We start from the raw sequence: 18645 nt of genomic DNA, 5'->3' as shown, positions 1-18645 counted from the left end.
CGCCCGGCCGTGGAGCCTCGGCGATGTTATCGGAATGTGATCTTCGTGACCATACCGAGATCCATGCCGTCCGGGGCGCGGTGGGCCGGGCCCGTCGGCGGCCACGTAGGCTGGCGCCCGTGAGCACCACTTCCTCCGACACCCCGGTCCCCGCTGACGCGATCCCCGCCGAGCTCGACGCCCTCGTGGGCGAGTGGCTCTCCGTGCCCGACGTGGCGGAACACCTCGACCAGCGCGTGACCCGCGTCCACAACCTCGTGCATGATCGCCGCCTGCTGGCCGTGCGTCGTCCCGAGCCCGCGGTGCGGTCCGTGCCGGCCCTGTTCCTCACCGAGACCGGCGTGCTCGACTCCCTGCAGGGCACGCTCGTGCTGCTGGCCGACGCCGGCTTCTCCGACGAGGAGGCCCTCCGTTGGCTGTTCACCGAGGACGAGTCGTTGCCCGGCCGGCCCATCGACGCACTCCGGGACGGCCGGAAGACCGAGATCCGGCGCCGCGCCCAGGCCCTGGCCTGGTGAGCCGGCCCCGCGGGCGGTCATCCGCCCGCGGGGTCCGTGCCGCTCAGTGGCGGCGCGACGTGTAGGCGTCGATCAGCCGCGTGAGCTCGGCGCTCACGTCCTCGGGGACGCCGTGCGCGAGCAGGCCCGCCACGGCCCCGGCCGCCTCGTGCGAGAGCGCCGCGACCCGCTCTTCGACGGCCCGGCGTGCGCCGCACGCCTCGAGGACGGCCTGCCAGTGGGCCACCCGGTCCGCGCCGAGGTCCGGGTCGCCGAGGTCCGCGTCGAGCGCGGCGGCCTCGTCCGGGGCGAGCAGCTCGACGGCGCGGGCGATGAGCACCGTCTGCTTCCCCTCCCGCAGGTCGTCGCCCGCGGGCTTGCCCGTGGTCGCCGGATCGCCGAACACGCCGAGCAGGTCGTCGCGGTACTGGAAGGCCATGCCGAACGGCAGCGACACCCGGGCGAACGCGGTCACCAGCCCGTCGTCCGCCCCCGCCAGCAGCCCCCCGAGGGCGAGCGGGTGCACCGCCGAATAGCGCGCCGACTTGTGCTCCACCACCGCCTCGGCGGCCGCCTCGGCCTCGCGGGCGTCGCGCGCCGCCGGGGCCATCTCGGCCACCACGTCGAGGTACTGACCCGCCATCACGCCGAAGCGCATCCGCTCGAGCTCGGCCCGCGCCCGGTCCTCCCGGGGCGTGCCGGCGAGGACGCGCGCGAAGGCCGTCTCGCTCATCCCCAGGGCGACGTCGCCGGCGAGGATCGCGGCGGAGACGCCGAAGTGCTCCGCGGCGTGGCGCCAGCCCGCCTCCCGGTGGAGGGACTCGAAGCGGCGGTGCACGCTGGGCATCCCGCGGCGGGTGTCCGAGCGGTCCAGGATGTCGTCGTGGATCAGCGCCGCGGCCTGGAACAGCTCGAACGCCGCGCCCGCCTCGGCGATGCGGGGGTCCTCCGCCTCGCCGCCGGCCGCCCGCCAGCCGAGCCAGGCCAGGACGGCGCGCAGGCGCTTGCCGCCCGCGGTCAGGTCCGCGATCGCGTCCACGAGGGGCGCCGTCAGCGGGTGGACGTCCCGGGCGCGTTCGCGGTGCTCCGCCAGCAGGCGGTCGAGGGCGTCGGCGACAGCGGCGCGGAAGCGGTCCTGGTCGGCGGGACGGGGGCGGGGGACGGCGACGTCGGCGGGCATGGCCCCACCCTAGCCGCGCCGCGCGGCGGCTCGCCGGTCCCGGATAGGCTCGGTCCATGTCCGAGACCGCGCCCGCTGCACCCCGCGATGAGGCGACGATCCTGCACGTGGACATGGACGCGTTCTTCCTGTCCGTCGAGCTGCGCGAACGGCCCGACCTCGAGGGGCGTCCCGCCGCCGTCGCCGCCCCGAGCGGCCGGTCCGTGGTGCTCTCCGCCTCGTATGCGGCGCGGGCCTACGGGATCCGCTCGGCGATGCCCCTGGCGCACGCCCGCGCCCTGTGCCCGCCGCTCGTGGTCATCCCGCCGCGCCAGCAGCTCTACCGGGCCGTCTCCGCCGAGGTGATGGCCGTGTTCGCGGACGTGACCCCCGTGATGGAGCAGCTCAGCGTGGACGAGGCGTTCCTCGACGTCGCCGGCGCCCGCCGCCGGCTCGGCCCGCCCGAGCACATCGGCCACCTGATCCGGGAGCGCGTCCGCTCCGAGCTGGGGCTGCCGTGCACCGTGGGCGGCTCGGCCGTGAAGTTCGTGGCCAAGACGGCGTCCACCGCGGCCAAGCCAGACGGCCTGCTGATCGTGCCGCCGGAGCGCACCCTGGACTTCCTCCATCCGCTGCCCGTGGGCCGGCTGTGGGGCGTGGGCCCCAAGGCGGCCGAGCGGCTCGCCCGGCGGGGGGTGGCGACCATCGGCGACCTCGCCCGGGTGGACCCCGCGCGGCTGGAGGCGTCGTTCGGGGCCGCCGGCCGGGAGTGGGCGTCGCTCGCCCGGGGCATCGACCCGCGCCCCGTCGCCCCGCGCCCGGCGGCCCGCAGCATCGGCGCGGACCACACCTTCGACGTCGACCCCGTCGACGTCGCGGGCGTCGACCCGGAGGTCCTGCGCCTGTGTCACCGGGTCGCGGCCCGGCTGCGCGCGGAGGGGGTCACCGCCGGCGCGGTCACGGTCCGCCTCAAGGCGCCGGACGGGTCGGTCCGCAGCCGCACCGCCCGCCTCGCCCGGCCGACCGCCACGGGCCACGACCTCCTCGGCCCGGCGCGGCGGCTCGTCCGCGAGCTGCACGCCGAACGGCCGCATCCGATCCGGCTCGTGGGCGTGCGCGCCGAGCGCCTCGGGGGCGAGGCCGATCAGCCTCCGGCCCAGGAGGCGCTCTTCGGCGGTCCCGCCTGGGGGACGGAGGACGAGGCGTCGGAGGAGGGCGACTGGGCCGGTGCCGAGGCCGCCCTGGACGCCGTCGCCCGGCGCTTCCCGACGGCGGCCGTGCGGCCGGCGTCGCTGCTGGGACGACGCGAGGCCCGCGCCGACGCCCGCCGGGACGCGCCGCGGCCGGGCCCCGGAGGCCCGGATCGGGAGTGAGGGGTTCCGGGGCCGGCGACGTCGCCACCTGGCTAGGGTGGGGCGGCAGGTCCTATCCTGGAGGGCAAGTCGGACGCGCGGGCGTCCCCTCCCGGTCCCGGAGGTGTCGGAGGCCGCGTTCGAAGGAGTCGCCATGCCCCTCTCAGAGCATGAGCAGCGGATGCTGGACCAGCTGGAGCAGCAGCTGCGCACCGAGGACCCCCGGCTGGCCACCCAGATGGCGGACACGGGGCGGCATCGGCTGCCCGTGGGTCGCGTCGTGGCCGGGGCCGTCCTCGCCGTGGTCGGGCTGCTCGTCGTGGTCCTCGGGGTCGCCCACCACGCGATCCTCCTGGGCGTGCTCGGCGTCGTCGTCATCGGGGCCGGCATCTTCCTGCTGACCACGCGGCCCCGCGCTGTCGCCTCCGGGGCCTCGGGCCCGGAGGCCCGCCGGTCGGGCGCACAGCGGCGGCAGGGGAGCGGCGACTTCATGGGCCGCCTCGAGCGGCGCTGGGACGAGCGGCGCGCCGGAGGCGACTGAGCGCCTGGCCCGCCGGGCCCCCACTATCCTCCACTCCAGGCCCCGATCCGCTCCGGATCGGGGCCTTTCCGCTGCCCGAGGCTCCGTCGTCGCCGCGGCCCTCCACCGGGGCCCACCGGTCCTCCACTTCCCTCCACGACGACACCGGTCCCGGGATCCGCGGGATGGCGCGCCGGACCCGGGGGCCTCGACACGCCCGTGGCGCCGTGACCCGCGTTCCGGGGTTGAGGGTGGAGGGAAGTGGGGTAATGTGGAGGAAAGGAGAGAGCATGGGTCCCGACCTTGGTCGGGAGGGACCGCTCGACGAGCCAGGGGGTGTGCCGTGTTCTTGGGCACGTACACTCCCCGGCTCGACGAGAAGTCCCGGCTGATCCTCCCCGCCAAGTTCCGCGAGGAGCTGGCGGAGGGGCTGGTCCTGACCCGGGGTCAGGAGCGCTGCATCTACGTGTTCAGCGCTCGTGAGTTCGAGCGGGTCCACGAGCAGATGAGGTCGGCTCCACTGTCCTCCCGCCAGGCCCGTGACTACATCCGCGTCTTCCTCTCGGGGGCGTCGGACGAGGTCCCGGACAAGCAGGGTCGGGTGACCGTGCCGGCGCCGCTGCGGCAGTACGCGGGGCTGGACCGGGACGTGACCGTGATCGGCGCGGGGACGCGAGTGGAGATCTGGGACTCGGAGTCCTGGAACACCTACCTCGCCGAGCAGGAAGCCGCCTTCTCCGAGACCGACGAGGACGTCCTGCCCGGCGTCTTCTGACCGTGACCACCCGACCTCGAGCGAGACCTCCAGCCGACGCCGCCGCACCTGACCCGTCTTCCCCTGGGCCAGGCGCGGCGGCGGACGGATGGGGATCCCGCCTGAGGTCCGCCAGGACCGCGATGTGAGCAGGAGGTCGAGAGTGGACGCAGGCCAGCCGCGCCCCGAGGACCGCCACCTGCCCGTGATGCGGGACCGCGTCGTCGACCTCCTCGCCCCCGCCGTCCAGGCCGCGCTCGAGGCCGGCCGCACGCCCGTCGCCGTCGACGGCACGCTGGGCATGGGCGGGCACACCGAGGCCCTGCTGGCGCGGTTCCCCCAGCTGCGCGTCATCGGCATCGACCGCGACGCCCACGCCCAGGCCATGGCCGCCGAGCGCCTCGGCCCCCTCGCCGACCGTCTGATCCCCTTCCACGGCACCTACGACCGGGTGCCCGAGGCCATGGCCGCCGCGGGCGTCACGAAGGTCGACGCCGCGCTCTACGACCTCGGCGTGTCCTCCTACCAGCTGGACGACCGGGAGCGTGGCTTCGCCTACTCCTACGACGCTCCGCTGGACATGCGCATGGACGACACCGCCGAGCGCTCCGCCGCGACGCTCGTGGCGGAGCTGGACGAGCAGGAGCTGCGCCGGATCATCCGTCGCGACGGTGAGGAGCGCTTCGCCGGCCCCATCGCACGGGCCATCGTCCGGGCCCGCGCCGAGGCCCCCATCGAGACCACCGGCCGCCTCGTCGAGGTGATCCGCTCGGCCGTCCCCGTCGCCGCGGGGGCCACCGGCGGGCACCCGGCCAAGCGCACCTTCCAGGCCCTGCGCATCGCCGTGAACGAGGAGCTCGACATCCTCGACGCCGCCGTGCCCGCCATCCTCGACGCCCTCCACGTGGGCGGGCGCCTCGTGGTGATGAGCTACCACTCCCTCGAAGACCGCATCACGAAGCGGCACCTGAGCGCGTGGGCCACGTCCACGGCGCCCCCGGGGTTCCCAGTGGTGCTGGAGGAGCACGAACCCGTGGTGCGGGTGCTCACCCGCGGCACCGAGAAGCCCACCGAAGAAGAGATCTCCGAGAACCGTCGCGCCTCCTCCGCGAGAGTGCGTGCGGTTGAGAAGATCAGGACGTCCAGGACCACGGCATGACGCTGCACGAGGAGATGAGCATGGCCGCACACGCACGGATCGCAGAGTCGCTGCGCCCCGGGTCGACCCCCGTCGCCCCTGCGCGGCCGACTCCGCAGGAGCGCACGCCGCTCTCGGTGGTGCCCGCCCCGCTGCCCCGATCCCGCTCCGGCGTGACCGTGCTGTGCGTCCTCGTGGTGCTCGCCGCGCTCGCGGCGGTGCTCGTCATGAACATCACGATGTCCAACCGGCAGTACGCCCTCCTGGACCTGCGCCAGGAGCAGCAGGCCGTCACCGAGACCAATGAGCGGCTGGCCGAACAGGTGGGCCACCTCGAGGCGCCGCAGAACCTGGCCGCGCGCGCCGACGCCCTCGGGATGGTCGCCCCCGCCGGCACCGCCTCCGTGGACGCGGGCACGGGCCAGTTCAGCGGCGAGGCCCAGGCGGCCCAGGACGGCGACATCTCCGCCACCTACGTCGCGCCGCCGGCGGACGCGGACGCGGTCCGCCAGGGGACGGCCGGCGACGGCCAGGACGAGATCGAGGGACCGCGCACCCTCGGCGGCGAGGACGCCTCCGCCGCCCCCGACCAGGACGCCGCCGACCGTTGATCGACCGTCCCGCCTCGCACCTTCCCCGCGGCGGATCGACGGTCGGGCCCGCTCCCGGGCACCCCGCCGTGCGCACCCGCATCCTTCTCCTGCTCGTCTTCGTCCTGCTCGGCGGGCTCGCACTGCGGCTCGTCTACGTGCAGGGCATCGACCCCACGGGGCAGGCCGCGGCGGCCATGGACCAGCGCCTGACCCACCAGGAGACCCTGCCGCAGCGCGGGTCCATCCTGGACCGCGACGGCGACGTGCTGGCCGCCAGCGTGCGCCGCTACGACATCGTCGTGGACCAGCGCCTCGTCAAGGACTTCAACGAATGGGACCGCGAGGCCCGGGAGACCGTGCTCGTGGACGTGGACTCCCGCCTGGCCAGCCTGGCCGAGGTGCTCGGCATGACGGAGGAGGAGGTGCGCGAGGCCACCATCGGCTCCCGCCCGTACGCCGTGGTGCGTCGCTCCGTGACCCCGGAGGTCCGGGACAAGGCCATGGCGCTCAACGTGCCGGGCCTGCTCTCCGAGGCGGTGGACCGCCGCACCTACCCGAACGGGTCGGTCGCCGGCAGCATCATCGGCTTCATGGGCGGTGACGGCACCGCCCTCGAGGGCCTCGAGCTCAGCCAGGACGACGTCATGACCGGCACCCCGGGCACCCGCACGTTCGAGGTGGGCGCAGACGGCATCCGCATCCCCAACGCCCCGCTCGAGGAGGTTCCGGCCGTGGACGGCGCCGACCTGCGCCTGACCGTGGACAAGGACGCCCAGTGGTTCGCGCAGGAGACCCTCGGCGCCCTCGCCGCCGAGTACGACGCGGAGTGGGCGAACGCCGTCGTGATGGACGTGAAGACGGGCGACGTGATCGTCATGGCGGACTCCACCACGGTGGACCCCGCCGACCCCGACGCCACCGAGGGGAACTTCCGCACCTCCACCGTGATGAGCACCCCGTACGAGCCGGGCTCCACGGGCAAGGCGCTGCCGATCGCGGCCGCCGTCGACGCCGGGAAGGTCACCGCCACGGACGGCTTCACCGTCCCCAGCAGCCAGGACTTCGACGGGCAGACCATCCGGGACTTCTCCCCGCACCCGACGTTCGACATGACCGTCGCAGGCATCTACGCGCGCTCCTACAACACGGGCACGGTGCAGATCGCCGAGAAGATCACGGACGAGCAGCGCTACGAGTACATGCGCTCCTTCGGGGTCGGCCAGCCCATCGACCTCGGCCTGCCGCAGCAGGCGGGCAGCGTCCTCGTCCCGCCCGAACAGTGGGACGGCCGCCAGCGCCTGACCACGGCCTTCGGCCAGGGCTACACCCAGACCACCCTGCACACCGCCCAGATGTATCAGGCCCTCGCCAACGGCGGCGTGCTGATCCCGGCCCGGCTGATCGACGCCACGGTGGACGGCGACGGCGCGGAGAAGCGCTGGGAGTCGTCCGCGGAGCCCCACCGCGTGGTCTCCGAGGAGACGGCGGCGCAGATGCTCCGCATGATGGAGACCGTCGTGACGCAGGGCACCAGCAAGGCCGCCGCGATCCCCGGGTATCGCGTGGGCGGCAAGTCCTCCACCGCCGAGGCTGCGAGCGACACCGGCACGTACGACGGCTACAACCTCGGCTTCACCGCCGTCGCCCCGCTCGACGACCCCCGCTTCGTGGTGTCCGTGTCCATGCATCGGCCGCCGTCCAAGCAGGGCTCCCGGGACGTGTCCGTCGCGGCCGCCACGATCATGGAGTACATGCTCCGCCAGGCGGACGTGCCCGCCACCGGAGCCGAGCCGAACGACTACCGCGTCTTCGTGGACGATCCACAGGACCGGCCGTGGTGACCCACGCCGCCGGCCCCGAGCACCCCAGGAGCACCCCCATGACCACCCCGAGCGACCCCCCTGCGCCGCTGACCCCGGCCCAGCAGGACGCCGCCTTCCGGCCCTCCCACACCCCCGCCACGCCCTGGCCCGCCCTCGCACAGGCGCTGGCCGAGGCGGGGATCGCGGCCCACGTCCACGGCGCGGCCCCGGCCGACGGCGTCACGGGGGTCAGCCTCGACTCGCGTGTCGTGCGCCCGGGCGACCTCTACGTCGCCGTCCCGGGGGCGCACGCCCACGGTGCCGCGTTCGCGGCCACGGCGCTGGAGGCCGGCGCCGTCGGCGTCCTGACGGACGCGGCGGGCCGCGCGCTCTTGGCGGAGCAGGGCCTGGCCGACGTCCCGGTGCTCGAGGTCGACGCCGTGCGCACCGCCGCCGGCACCGTGGCGGCCCGCGTCTACGGCGGCGGGGGCGACGCCGGCCCGCGCCTGCTCGGCGTGACCGGCACCAACGGCAAGACCACCACGAGCTTCCTCGCCGCCGCCCTGCTCGAGGCCCTGGGGCGCCGGTCGGGCATCGTGGGCACGATCCTGATCCGCGCGGGGGAGCGGGAGGTCCCCTCCACGCTCACCACGCCCGAGGCCACCCAGCTGCACGCCCTCATGGCGCTCATGCGCGAGGAGGAGGTGGACACCGCCGTCATGGAGGTCTCCTCCCACGCCGTGGCGTACCAGCGGATCGCCGGCCTGCGCTACGCGGTGGCCGGGTTCACCAACCTGACCCAGGACCACCTGGACATGCACGGCTCGATGCAGGAGTACTTCGCGGCCAAGGCCGGTCTGTTCGACCCCGCCCGCACCGACCACGCCGTCATCACGCTCGACGGCGGCGAGGGGCCCCGCTGGGGCGTCGCCATGGCCCGGGCCGCCGGCGCTCCCGTCACCACGCTCGCCCTCGGGCCGGCCGCGCCGACGCCGGGCGCCCTGGCCGAACACGACCCCGGCCTCCGGGCGGACTGGGAGGTCGCCGAGCTCGCGCCGGACGGCCTCGGCCATCGCTTCACGCTGCGCCACGCGGCCACGGGCCGGGAGCTGCGGGCCTCCGTCGGTCTGCCGGGCCGCTTCAACGTGGCCAACGCGGCCCTCGCGGTCCTGCTCGTGCTGCACGCCGTGGGGGAGGAGCACCTGGACGCGCTCGCCGCCGTCCTGGACGTGCCCGCGGGCGAGGGCCCTCTGGCCGCCGCCGTCCCGGGACGGATGGAGGTCGTGGGCCGCGAGCCGGACGCCGTCGTCGACTTCGCGCACAACCCGGACGGCATGGTCCAGGCGCTGCGCTCCCTCGCCGACGCCCGGGCGGCGGCCGGGACGCGCGGCCGCACCCTGATCGTGTTCGGCTCCGCCGGTGACCGTGACCGTGACAAGCGGCCCGTGATGGGCGCGATCGCGGCCCGGGCGGCGGATGTGGTGATCGTCACCGACGACACCCCCCACTCGGAGGACCCGGCCCCGATCCGTGCCCACATCCTCGCCGGCGCCCGGGCCGAGGCCGACCGCATCGCGCGGGAGGAGGGCCGCACGGTCGTGATCGAGGAGGTGGCCGACCGTGCCGCGGCCATCCGCCGCGCCGTGGAGCTGGCGGGGCCGCAGGACGGCATCCTCCTGGCCGGCCGCGGGCACGAGACCACGATGGACTACGACGGCGAGCTCGTCCCGCTGGACGATCGGGTGGCCCTGCGCGAGGCCCTGGCCGCCGGTGCCGCTGTGGCCTCCGCCTCGGTCTCCGGCCCAGTCCGCGAGGGTAAGGTCATCGAGTCATGATCGCTCTCACCGCAGCCCAGATCGCCGAGGCCGTGTCCGGCACGCTCTCGGCCACCCTCGACCCCGCCACCGTGCTGGTGCACGTCACCCCCGACTCGCGGGAGGTCACCGCCGAGGGCACGCTCTACGTGGCGAAGCCGGGGGAGCGCGCCGACGGCCACGACTTCATCGACGCCGCGCTGGGCGCCGGCGCCGCCGCTGTGCTCGCCGAGCGCGCCACGCACGCCCCCGACGGCGCCGCGCACCCGGCGATCATCGTGGAGGACGCCGTGCTCGCGATGGGCGCGCTCGCCCGGGAGGTCGTGCGCCGCGTCCGGGAGCACTCCCCGACCACCGTCATCGGCATCACCGGCTCGGCCGGCAAGACCACCACCAAGGACCTGCTCGCCGCGCTGCTGGCCACCCAGGGCCCCACCGTCGCACCGGTCGGCTCGTACAACGGCGAGGTCGGCGTGCCGCTCACGGTGTTCCGGGCGGAGCTGGACACGCGCTTCCTCGTGGTCGAGATGGGCGCGGACCACGTCGGCAACATCGCGTACCTCTGCGACATCGTGCGCCCGGACATCGGCGTCGTGCTCATGGTGGGCACCGCCCATGCGGGCAGCTTCGGCGGCGTGGCGAACATCGCGCGCACCAAGGGCGAGCTCGTGGAGGCCCTCGGCCCCGACGGCGTCGCCGTCCTCAACCTCGACGACGAGCGTGTCGCCGGCATGGCGGCACGGACAGCCGCCCCGATCACCTGGTTCACCGCGGACGAGCGGGGCGTCGCCCGCGCGGCCGAGGACGTGGCCGCCAGCCGCGCGTCGGGACTCGTCGCCGCACGGGACGTGCGATCCGACGACCAGGAGCGCCCCGTCTTCGACCTGCAGGTCGGGACGGATGAGGCCGCCGTGCGGCATCCGGTCGCCTCCGGACTGACCGGCCTGCACCACGTGCACAACGTGCTGGCCGCCGCCGCGGCCGCCCACGCCGCCGGCATGGACCCGGCCGAGATCGCCCGTGGTCTCGACGGGCTCGGGCCCGCCAGCCGCTTCCGGATGGAGCGCACCGACCGCGCGGACGGCGTCACGATCATCAACGACGCGTACAACGCCAACCCCGAGTCCATGCGCGCCGCGCTCCGGACGCTGGCCACCCTCGGCCGCTCCAGCGGCCGCCGCACCTGGGCCGTCCTGGGGGAGATGCTCGAGCTCGGCGATGCCCGCGTCCGTGAGCACACCCTCGTGGGCGAGTCCGTGGTGCGCCTGAACATCGCCCAGCTGCTGGTGGTGGGCGCCGGAGCCCGGCCGCTCTACATCGGCGCGCTCAACGAGGGCAGCTGGGGCGAGGAGGCGCACTTCGTCGACGACGCCGCGCAGGCCGAGGCGTTCCTCGCCGAGCACCTGCGCCCCGGCGACCTCGTCCTCGTCAAGTCCTCCAACGGCGTCGGGCTCGCGGCCCTCGGCGAGCGCCTCGCCACGGCCGATGCCGTCGCCGCCCCCTCCGCCTCCCCGAAGGAGTCCCGACCGTGATCGGACTGCTCATCGGCGGCGTGCTCGGCCTGGTCCTCTCGGCCGCCGGCACCCCGCTGTTCATCCGGTTCCTCGTCAAGCGCGGATACGGCCAGTTCGTCCGCGACGACGGCCCGACCACCCACAAGACCAAGCGCGGCACGCCCACGATGGGCGGCGCGGTCATCATCGGCTCCCTGGTGCTGGCGTACCTGATCACCCACGGGCTGCTCGCGGTGCTCGGCGTCGACTTCGGCGGGCCCACGGCCTCCGGCCTGATCCTGCTGCTGCTCACGGTGGGCATGGCCTTCGTCGGCTTCGTGGACGACTTCACGAAGATCACGAAGCAGCGCTCGCTCGGCCTGACGCCACGCGGCAAGATCATCCTCCAGGCCCTGATCGGCACCGCCTTCGCGGTCCTCGCCCTGAACTTCCCGGACGAGCGGGGCCTGACCCCCGCCTCGACGGCGATCTCCTTCGCCCGGGACATCCCGTGGCTCGACCTGGCCTTCGCCGGACCCGCGAGCGGCGTCATCCTGTTCGTGATCTGGTCGAACCTCATCACCACCGCCACCACGAATGCCGTGAACCTCACGGATGGCCTCGACGGGCTCGCCACGGGCGCCACCGCCATGATCACGGGCGCCTACGTCCTGATATCGCTCTTCCAGTCGAGCCAGTCCTGCGCGCTCGAGGGCACCCGCGGCTGCTACGAGGTCCGCGACCCCATGGACCTCGCCCTGCTCGCGGCGATCCTCACGGGCAGCCTGCTGGGCTTCCTCTGGTGGAACACCTCCCCGGCCAAGATCTTCATGGGGGACACCGGCTCCCTGGGCCTGGGCGGCGCCCTGGCCGGCTTCGCGATCTTCACGCGCACCGAGATCCTGGTGGCCGTGCTGGCCGGCCTCATGGTCGCGATCACGCTCTCCGTCATCATCCAAGTGGGCTGGTTCAAGGTCTCCGGCGGCAAGCGCGTGTTCCTCATGGCGCCGCTGCAGCACCACTTCGAGCTCAAGGGCTGGGCCGAGGTGACCGTCGTGGTCCGCTTCTGGCTGCTGTCCCTGATGTGCGTCACCGTGGGGCTCGCGATCTTCTATGGCGACTGGCTCATCCGCCAGGGCGGCCTCGCGGGGGTGACCCCGTGACCGGCCCCGCGTCCGCCGCCGCGCCCGCACCGGTGCGCCGGCCCCGCGCCGACACCGCCCGCACCGCCGACCTCACGTCCTGGGACGCTCCGGGGTGGGCCGGCCTGCGTGTCGTCGTCACGGGCCTGGGCGTCACCGGCTTCTCCGTGGCCGACACCCTGGCCGAGCTGGGCGCCGCCGTCGTGGTGGTGGACGGCGACGACGGGCCGGAGAACCGGGCGCGCGCCGAGACCCTGCGGATCGTGGGGGTCCGCGAGGTCCTGCTCGACCGGGCGGCCACGCAGGTGCTGCCCGAGGTCGACGGCGCCGCCGCGGACCTCGTCGTGACCTCCCCGGGCTGGCGGCCGGACCAGCCGCTGCTGATGGCCGCCCACGCGGCGGGCCTGCCGATCTGGTCCGACGTCGAACTGGCCTGGCGGCTGCGCGAGCGCGCCGGCCGGAAGACCGCCGACTGGGTGTGCCTGACGGGCACGAACGGCAAGACGACGACCGTGACGATGGTCGAGGCCATCCTGCGGGCGGACGGCCGTCGGGCGGTGGCCTGCGGCAACGTCGGCACCCCCGTGCTCGACGCGATCCGCGACCCGCAGGGCTTCGACGTGCTCGCCCTCGAGCTCTCCAGCTTCCAGCTGCACTGGACGCACGGCCTGGCCCCGGCGTCATCGGCGGTGCTGAACCTGGCCGAGGACCACGTGGACTGGCACGGCTCGATGGAGGAGTACGCCGCCGCCAAGGGCAAGGTGTACGCGAACACGCGGGTGGCCTGCGTGTTCAACGAGCAGGACCCGGTGACCCGCACCCTCGTGGAGCGCGCGGACGTCCAGGAGGGCTGCCGCGCGATCGGCTTCACCACGGACACCCCGGGCCTGTCCGACATCGGCGTCGTGGACGGGATCCTCGTGGACCGTGCGTTCCTGGACAACCGGCGCCACGAGGCGATCGCCCTGGCCGAGCGCGCCGACCTGGGCCCGGTGGCGCCGCGCCACACCATGGCCAACGCGGCCGCCGCGGCGGCGCTGACCCGGGCCGTCGGGGTGAGCCCCGCGGCCGTGGCCGAGGGCCTGCGCTCCTACGACCGCGGGGAGCACCGCATCCAGCTCGTGGCCACCTCCCGCGACATCATGTGGGTCAACGACTCCAAGGCGACGAACCCGCACGCCGCGGACGCGTCGCTGGCGGCGTTCAGCTCCGTGGTGTGGCTGGCCGGCGGCCTGCCCAAGGGCGTGACCTATCACGAGCTGGTGGCCGCGCACGCCCACCGGCTCCGGGCGGTGGTGCTCCTGGGCAGGGACACCTCGGCCCTGCGCGCTGCCCTGGCCGCGCACGCCCCGGACGTCCCCGTCCACGCCCCCCTCGCCGCGGCCGACGGCACCGGCCCCGCCGACGGCGCGGCCGTGATGGCCGAGGCGGTGCGCGTGGCCGACGGCCTGGCCCGCCCCGGTGACACCGTGCTCATGGCGCCCGCCGCGGCGTCGATGGACCAGTTCCGCTCCTACGCGGCCCGCGGCGACGCATTCATCGAGGCCGTCGCCGGGCTGATGCGCGAGCACGGCTGGGACGTGCACGACGACGCCGCCCCCGACACCGACTGACCCGCCGCCCACCCGACCGTCTCGCTTCCCCCGTGAGGAGGGCCATGTCCCCGATCGAGCTCCGCCCGGTCCGCCCCCGCGCGGACGACGACGCCCCCGAGCACCGGGAGCGGCTCCTGCACCGGATGTGGCGGGTCCTCGAGGGTCGCCGCGCCCTCGACCTGTCGGTCCTGCTCATCAGCGGCTGCACCGCCCTGCTCACCGTGCTGGGGCTCGTGATGGTGCTCTCCTCGTCCTCCGTCGAGGCGATCGGCACCGGCGGCGGCTCGTACGCGCTGTTCCTGCGCCAGAGCGCCTGGGCGGTGGCGGGCGTGGCGGCCCTGCTCGTGTTCTCGCGCCTGCCGGTGCGCGTCTTCAAGGCGCTCGCCTGGCCGGCGTTCGGCGTGGCCGTGATCCTGCTCGCGCTGGTCGCGTTCTCCCCGCTCGGCGTCACCGTGGGCGGCAATCGCAACTGGCTGGGCATCGGCGGGTTCCGGATGCAGCCCTCCGAGGCCGCCAAGCTCGCCCTGGCCCTGTGGGCGGCGGCGGTCCTGGAGCGCAAGCACCGCCTCGTCACCCAGGTGCGGCACGCCCTGATCCCGGTGCTGCCCGGCGGCCTGCTGCTGCTGGGCCTGGTGATGGCGGGCAGCGACCTCGGGACCGCGATCATCCTCGCGATCGTGCTGGCCACGGTGCTGTATGTGGCCGGCACCCACTGGGGGGTCTTCCTCACCTTCCTGGCGCTGAGCGTGCTGGGCATCCTGGCCCTGACCCTCCTCGCCCCGCACCGCATGGTCCGGGTGCAGGCCTGGATGGGGGACTGCTCGGACGCCACCGACCCCTGCTTCCAGCCGGCGCACGGGATGTACGCCCTGGCCTCGGGCGGCTGGTGGGGCGCGGGCCTCGGCCAGTCCCGCCAGAAGTGGAGCTACATCCCGGAGGCCGAGAACGACTTCATCTTCACCATCCTCGGCGAGGAGCTCGGGCTCGTGGGCACGCTGGTGGTGCTGCTGGCCTACCTCGGCCTGGCGATCGGCATCTACCGCGTCGCCGCCGGGACCACGTCCACGTTCATCCGCCTGTCCACGTGGGGGATCCTGGCCTGGCTGGTGGGTCAGGCGTCCGTCAACATCGCGATGGTCTCCGGGGTCATCCCCGTGGTGGGCGTCCCCCTGCCCTTCATCTCCTATGGTGGTTCCGCGCTCACCCTGTCCTTGAGCGCGGTCGGCATCGTGCTGGCCTTCGCCCGTCACGAGCGCCGCCGTGCCGCGCAGCCGGACGCCCGCCCGCAGGCGGACGAGCCGGACACCGACCCCCTCCCCGTGATCCCCACCCCCGCCCTCCAGGAGCCCCGATGACGCAGACCTCTCATCCCTCCGGACCCCTGCGGGTGGTGCTGGCCGGCGGCGGCACCGCCGGCCACATCTCCCCGATGCTCGCGATCGCCCGCGCCCTGGAGGGCGACGGCGGCGGTCCCGTCGAGTGCACCATGGTCGGCACCGCCTCCGGCATGGAGACGCGTCTCGTCCCCGAGGCGGGCTACGAGCTCGACCTGATCGACCGGGTCCCGATGCCGCGCCGCCCGTCGATGGACGTCGTCCGCTTCCCGGCCCGCATGCGCGCCGCGGTCGCCACGGCGGCCCGGATCCTGCGGGACCGGCGCGCCGACGTCGTCGTGGGCGTGGGCGGCTACGTCGCCACGCCCGTGTACCTCGCCGCGTTCCGGGCCGGTGTGCCCGTGGTGGTCCACGAGGCCAACGCCCGCCCCGGCCTGGCCAACCGCATCGGCGCCCTGCGGGCCGCGCACGTCGGCACCGCCCTGCCGGACACCCGCCTCCGCGGTGCCCGCTGGGTGGGCATGCCGATGCGCCCCGAGATCTCCGGCCTGGACCGGGCGGCCGCCCGCCGTGCCGCCCGTGAGGCCCTCGGCCTGGACCCGGACCGGACCACCGTCGTGGTGACCGGCGGCAGCTCGGGTGCGCTGGCCGTGAACCGCACCGTGCGCGCCGCGCTGGGCGACCTCCTGGACGCCGGTCTGCAGGTGTTCCACCTGACCGGTCGGGACAAGGCCCTCACCGAGGACGACGGCAGCCTGCTGGTCCGGGACGGCTACGTCCAGCGGGAGTACCTGGCGGGCATGGAGCAGGCCTACGCCGCCGCCGACCTGATCGTCGCCCGCTCGGGCGCCGGCACGGTCTGCGAGGTGTCCGCGGTCGGCCTGCCCGCCGTCTACGTCCCCCTGCCCATCGGCAACGGCGAGCAGGCGCTCAACGCCCGCCCCGTGGTGGAGGCGGAGGGCGCGCTGCTCGTCCGTGACGACGCCTTCGGGCGCGCATGGGTGCAGCGTCAGCTGATCCCGCTGGCGACCGACCCCGAGCGTCTCGCGCGCATGGGGGAGGCGGCCGCCCGCTTCGGCGTCCGGGACGCGGACGTCACCATGGCCGGCCTCGTGCGCTCGGCCGCCCAGGAAGGAGCCCGGCGATGAGCCGAGACGAGAGCACCCGTCCCGCGGCCGAGGGCCGCTTCGCCGACCTGGGCCGCGTGCACCTGCTGGGGATCGGCGGCGTCGGCGTGTCGGGGGTCGCCCGCATCCTGCAGGAGCAAGGCGTCGCGGTGTCCGGCTCCGACGCGAAGGACCTGCCCGTGATGCGCGAGCTCGCCGCGGGCGGCGCCCGGATCACGGTCGGCTACGACGCGGCGCACCTCGGCCGGGACGTCACCACGGTGATCGCCTCCTCGATCGCGGGGCCGGGCAACCCGGAGCACGACGCCGCCGTGGCGCGCGGACTGCGCGTGCTGCACCGTTCCGAGGGCCTTGCCCTGGCCATGCGCGGCCACCGGGTGCTGGCCGTCGCCGGCACGCACGGGAAGACCACCACGTCCTCCATGGCGGCCATGGCCTTCTCCGACGCCGGCTGGGACCCCACGTTCGCGGTCGGCGCCGCCGTCGCCGGGCTCGGCACCAACGCCCGGGCGGGACAGGGCGAGTGGTTCATCGCGGAGGCCGACGAGTCCGACGGCACCCTGGTGAACTACCCGAGCACGATCGGGATCGTCACGACCGTGGAGGCCGACCACCTGGACCACTACGGGACCGAGGAGGCGGTGCACCAGGTCTTCCGGGACTTCGCGGGCGGGCTGCCGGCCGCCGCCCAGGGCGGGGTCCTCGTGGCCTGCCTCGACGACGCCGGCGCGGCGGACCTGGCCGCCTGGGCACGGGAGCACGCGGCCGCCGACGTCGTGACCTACGGCTCGGCGCCCCGTGACGGCGTGGCGCCGGACCTGCTGGTCACCGACCTCGCGGTGGAGCCGGGCGAGACCGGAGTGGGCCAGCGCGCCACGTTCCGGATGGCGGGCGGCCCGGAGCGCACCCTGCACCTGCAGGTGCCCGGCCGGCACAACGCGCTGAACGCCGCCGCCGTGGTCCTGGCCGCCGTCCGGGCGGGCATGGCCTTCGAGGCCGCCGTGCGGGGCGTGGAGGCCTTCCGGGGCACGGCCCGCCGCTTCGAGTTCCGCGGCGCCGCGCGCGGCGTGCGGGTCTTCGACGACTACGCGCACCATCCCACGGAGGTGGCCGCCGCGGTCTCCGCCGGCCGTGCCGTGGCCGGCGACGCCCGCGTGCACGTCCTGTTCCAGCCCCACCTGTTCTCCCGCACCCGGGACTTCGCCGCCGAGTTCGCCGCCGCCCTCTCCGGGGCGGACGCGGTGCGCGTGCTGCCCGTGTACGCGGCTCGGGAGGAGCCGATGCCCGGCGTCGACTCGTCCCTCATCGCCTCTCGCCTCACCACGGGCGCCGCCGAGGACCGTGTCGTCGCCGAGGACCGCGCCGAGGCGGTGCGCTCGCTCGCGGCGGGCGCCACGGCCGGCGACGTCGTCCTGACGATGGGCGCGGGGGACGTCACCGCCCTGGGTCCGGACCTGCTGGCCGAGCTCGGCCGGGACGCGGCGCCCGGCGTCGCCCACCCGTGAGGCTCGGCCGCGGGACGCCGCCGGTCGCACCGGCCGGGGCCGACGCCTCCACCGTCGTCCGATTCCCGGGCCGCACCGCGCGCCGGCGCCGCGCCACGCGCTGGGGTGTGGCGGCCGCGGTGCTCGCGGTGCTGACCGCCCTGGGCTGGGTCGTGTTCTTCTCGCCCGTGCTCGCGGTGGACCGCGTCGAGGTCACCGGCACCCGCCATGTCTCCGCCACCGACGTCCAGGAGCGCCTGGCGCCCGTGTACGGCGTGCCGCTGTCCCGCGTCGGCGCCGGCCGTGTGGGCGAGCTGGCCGGCGGTCTGCCCGGAGTGGCCGAGGTCCAGACCGTGCCCCGCCTGCCCACCGGCCTGGAGGTCGTGGTCCGGGAGCACGAGGCGCGGGCCCGGCGGGACGGCGGCGACGGCGTGCAGCTGCTGCTCGCGGACGGCACCGTCCTGACGGGAGTGCCGGAGGAGCGGCTCGAGGGCGAGGACCTCCCCGCGTTCTCGGAGGAGCTGGCGCAGCGGGTGCAGGAGGAGCGCGCCGAGGTGGCCGAGGTGCTGGCCGCCCTGCCGGAGTCCGTGGCCGATCGTGTCGAGACGGCCGACTCCCGGGGCCCGGGCCAGGTCCGTCTGGCGCTCGAGGGCGGGGTGACCCTGGTCTGGGGCGACGCGCAGGACGCCGGCCTCAAGGGGTCCGTGGCCGAGGCGTTCCTGGCGGATGAGCGGCACGGGTCCGCGGAGGCTGGCGTCGCCGAGATCGACATCTCCGTGCCCACGCGGCCGATCACGCGCTGAACCGGGGCCGCAGGAGTCTCCAGTAGAACGTGAAGGTG

Annotated in this window: 16 protein-coding genes; 15 read left to right on the top strand and 1 reads right to left on the bottom strand. The window is 75.1% G+C overall.

Annotation, left to right across the window (positions count from 1 at the left end):
- The first annotated feature begins 119 nt into the window (after positions 1-119).
- Positions 120-518: an Rv2175c family DNA-binding protein gene (locus tag ACUW6W_RS05345; protein WP_044659490.1), complete on the top strand. Its 399-nt coding sequence runs from the start codon at positions 120-122 to the stop codon at positions 516-518.
- Between the two features lie 43 nt (positions 519-561).
- Here the strand turns inward: ACUW6W_RS05345 and ACUW6W_RS05340 are convergent, their stop codons facing one another.
- Entirely contained in the window at positions 562-1677 is a 1116-nt protein-coding gene (locus ACUW6W_RS05340) for a polyprenyl synthetase family protein (protein ID WP_098092497.1), read from the bottom strand.
- A gap of 56 nt (positions 1678-1733) precedes the next feature.
- On the opposite strand from ACUW6W_RS05340, the gene dinB reads away from it, so the two are divergent.
- The 14 genes from dinB (at position 1734) to ACUW6W_RS05270 (ending at position 18607) form a co-directional block, all read left to right on the top strand.
- Positions 1734-3029, top strand: a complete 1296-nt coding sequence (gene dinB, locus ACUW6W_RS05335; RefSeq protein ID WP_144819695.1) for a DNA polymerase IV — start codon at positions 1734-1736, stop codon at positions 3027-3029.
- Between the two features lie 133 nt (positions 3030-3162).
- On the top strand, positions 3163-3549 hold the full coding sequence (locus tag ACUW6W_RS05330; protein WP_036336976.1) for a DUF3040 domain-containing protein: 387 nt from the start codon (positions 3163-3165) through the stop codon (positions 3547-3549).
- A gap of 322 nt (positions 3550-3871) precedes the next feature.
- Positions 3872-4303: a division/cell wall cluster transcriptional repressor MraZ gene (gene mraZ / locus ACUW6W_RS05325; RefSeq protein ID WP_002854575.1), complete on the top strand. Its 432-nt coding sequence runs from the start codon at positions 3872-3874 to the stop codon at positions 4301-4303.
- A 142-nt stretch (positions 4304-4445) separates the two neighbouring features.
- The gene (rsmH, locus tag ACUW6W_RS05320; RefSeq protein WP_036336975.1) at positions 4446-5441 is read left to right on the top strand and encodes a 16S rRNA (cytosine(1402)-N(4))-methyltransferase RsmH; all 996 of its coding nucleotides are present in this window, start codon (positions 4446-4448) and stop codon (positions 5439-5441) included.
- 20 nt (positions 5442-5461) lie between these two features.
- Positions 5462-6031 (top strand): hypothetical protein, encoded by a 570-nt coding sequence (locus ACUW6W_RS05315; RefSeq protein WP_230297511.1) that lies wholly within the window; start codon positions 5462-5464, stop codon positions 6029-6031.
- 68 nt (positions 6032-6099) lie between these two features.
- Positions 6100-7854, top strand: coding sequence for a peptidoglycan D,D-transpeptidase FtsI family protein (locus ACUW6W_RS05310; RefSeq protein WP_235186536.1), 1755 nt, complete (start codon positions 6100-6102; stop codon positions 7852-7854).
- A 38-nt stretch (positions 7855-7892) separates the two neighbouring features.
- Positions 7893-9650, top strand: coding sequence for a Mur ligase family protein (locus tag ACUW6W_RS05305; protein WP_454179900.1), 1758 nt, complete (start codon positions 7893-7895; stop codon positions 9648-9650).
- Positions 9647-11161, top strand: coding sequence for a UDP-N-acetylmuramoyl-tripeptide--D-alanyl-D-alanine ligase (locus ACUW6W_RS05300; protein ID WP_122054367.1), 1515 nt, complete (start codon positions 9647-9649; stop codon positions 11159-11161). The genes ACUW6W_RS05305 and ACUW6W_RS05300 overlap by 4 nt, the downstream gene beginning before the upstream one ends.
- Positions 11158-12285 carry a phospho-N-acetylmuramoyl-pentapeptide-transferase gene (gene mraY, locus ACUW6W_RS05295; RefSeq protein ID WP_115260965.1) on the top strand — a complete coding sequence of 376 codons (1128 nt, stop codon included), beginning with the start codon at positions 11158-11160 and terminating at the stop codon, positions 12283-12285. The genes ACUW6W_RS05300 and mraY overlap by 4 nt, the downstream gene beginning before the upstream one ends.
- Positions 12282-13877 (top strand): UDP-N-acetylmuramoyl-L-alanine--D-glutamate ligase, encoded by a 1596-nt coding sequence (murD, locus tag ACUW6W_RS05290; RefSeq protein ID WP_186313169.1) that lies wholly within the window; start codon positions 12282-12284, stop codon positions 13875-13877. Before mraY ends, murD begins: the two co-directional genes overlap by 4 nt.
- Before the next feature lie 44 nt (positions 13878-13921).
- Positions 13922-15214 (top strand): putative lipid II flippase FtsW, encoded by a 1293-nt coding sequence (gene ftsW / locus ACUW6W_RS05285; RefSeq protein ID WP_036314163.1) that lies wholly within the window; start codon positions 13922-13924, stop codon positions 15212-15214.
- Complete coding sequence (gene murG, locus ACUW6W_RS05280) at positions 15211-16341, top strand: undecaprenyldiphospho-muramoylpentapeptide beta-N-acetylglucosaminyltransferase (RefSeq protein WP_036314165.1); 1131 nt, start codon at positions 15211-15213, stop codon at positions 16339-16341. The genes ftsW and murG overlap by 4 nt, the downstream gene beginning before the upstream one ends.
- A complete protein-coding gene (murC, locus tag ACUW6W_RS05275) occupies positions 16338-17825 on the top strand; it encodes a UDP-N-acetylmuramate--L-alanine ligase (protein ID WP_101962590.1) in 1488 nt (495 codons plus the stop codon). Before murG ends, murC begins: the two co-directional genes overlap by 4 nt.
- Positions 17822-18607 carry a cell division protein FtsQ/DivIB gene (locus ACUW6W_RS05270; RefSeq protein ID WP_223247541.1) on the top strand — a complete coding sequence of 262 codons (786 nt, stop codon included), beginning with the start codon at positions 17822-17824 and terminating at the stop codon, positions 18605-18607. Before murC ends, ACUW6W_RS05270 begins: the two co-directional genes overlap by 4 nt.
- Positions 18608-18645: the final 38 nt, after the last annotated feature.

This window comes from Micrococcus sp. 093350064-1, from assembly GCF_053627955.1.
The sequence above is the reverse complement of the archived record's forward strand: the minus strand, read 5'-3'. Positions and strand labels throughout refer to the sequence as shown.

Bases quoted from the DNA above. Each gene is read 5' to 3' on its own strand.
- ACUW6W_RS05305 (WP_454179900.1), top strand. From the start codon at position 7,893: ATGACCACCCCGAGCGACCCCCCTGCGCCGCTGACCCCGGCCCAGCAG.
- murC (WP_101962590.1), top strand. From the start codon at position 16,338: ATGAGCCGAGACGAGAGCACCCGTCCCGCGGCCGAGGGCCGCTTCGCC.
- ACUW6W_RS05340 (WP_098092497.1), bottom strand. From the start codon at position 1,677: ATGCCCGCCGACGTCGCCGTCCCCCGCCCCCGTCCCGCCGACCAGGAC.
- dinB (WP_144819695.1), top strand. From the start codon at position 1,734: ATGTCCGAGACCGCGCCCGCTGCACCCCGCGATGAGGCGACGATCCTG.
- ftsW (WP_036314163.1), top strand. From the start codon at position 13,922: ATGTCCCCGATCGAGCTCCGCCCGGTCCGCCCCCGCGCGGACGACGAC.
- ACUW6W_RS05330 (WP_036336976.1), top strand. From the start codon at position 3,163: ATGCCCCTCTCAGAGCATGAGCAGCGGATGCTGGACCAGCTGGAGCAG.
- ACUW6W_RS05315 (WP_230297511.1), top strand. From the start codon at position 5,462: ATGGCCGCACACGCACGGATCGCAGAGTCGCTGCGCCCCGGGTCGACC.
- ACUW6W_RS05300 (WP_122054367.1), top strand. From the start codon at position 9,647: ATGATCGCTCTCACCGCAGCCCAGATCGCCGAGGCCGTGTCCGGCACG.
- murG (WP_036314165.1), top strand. From the start codon at position 15,211: ATGACGCAGACCTCTCATCCCTCCGGACCCCTGCGGGTGGTGCTGGCC.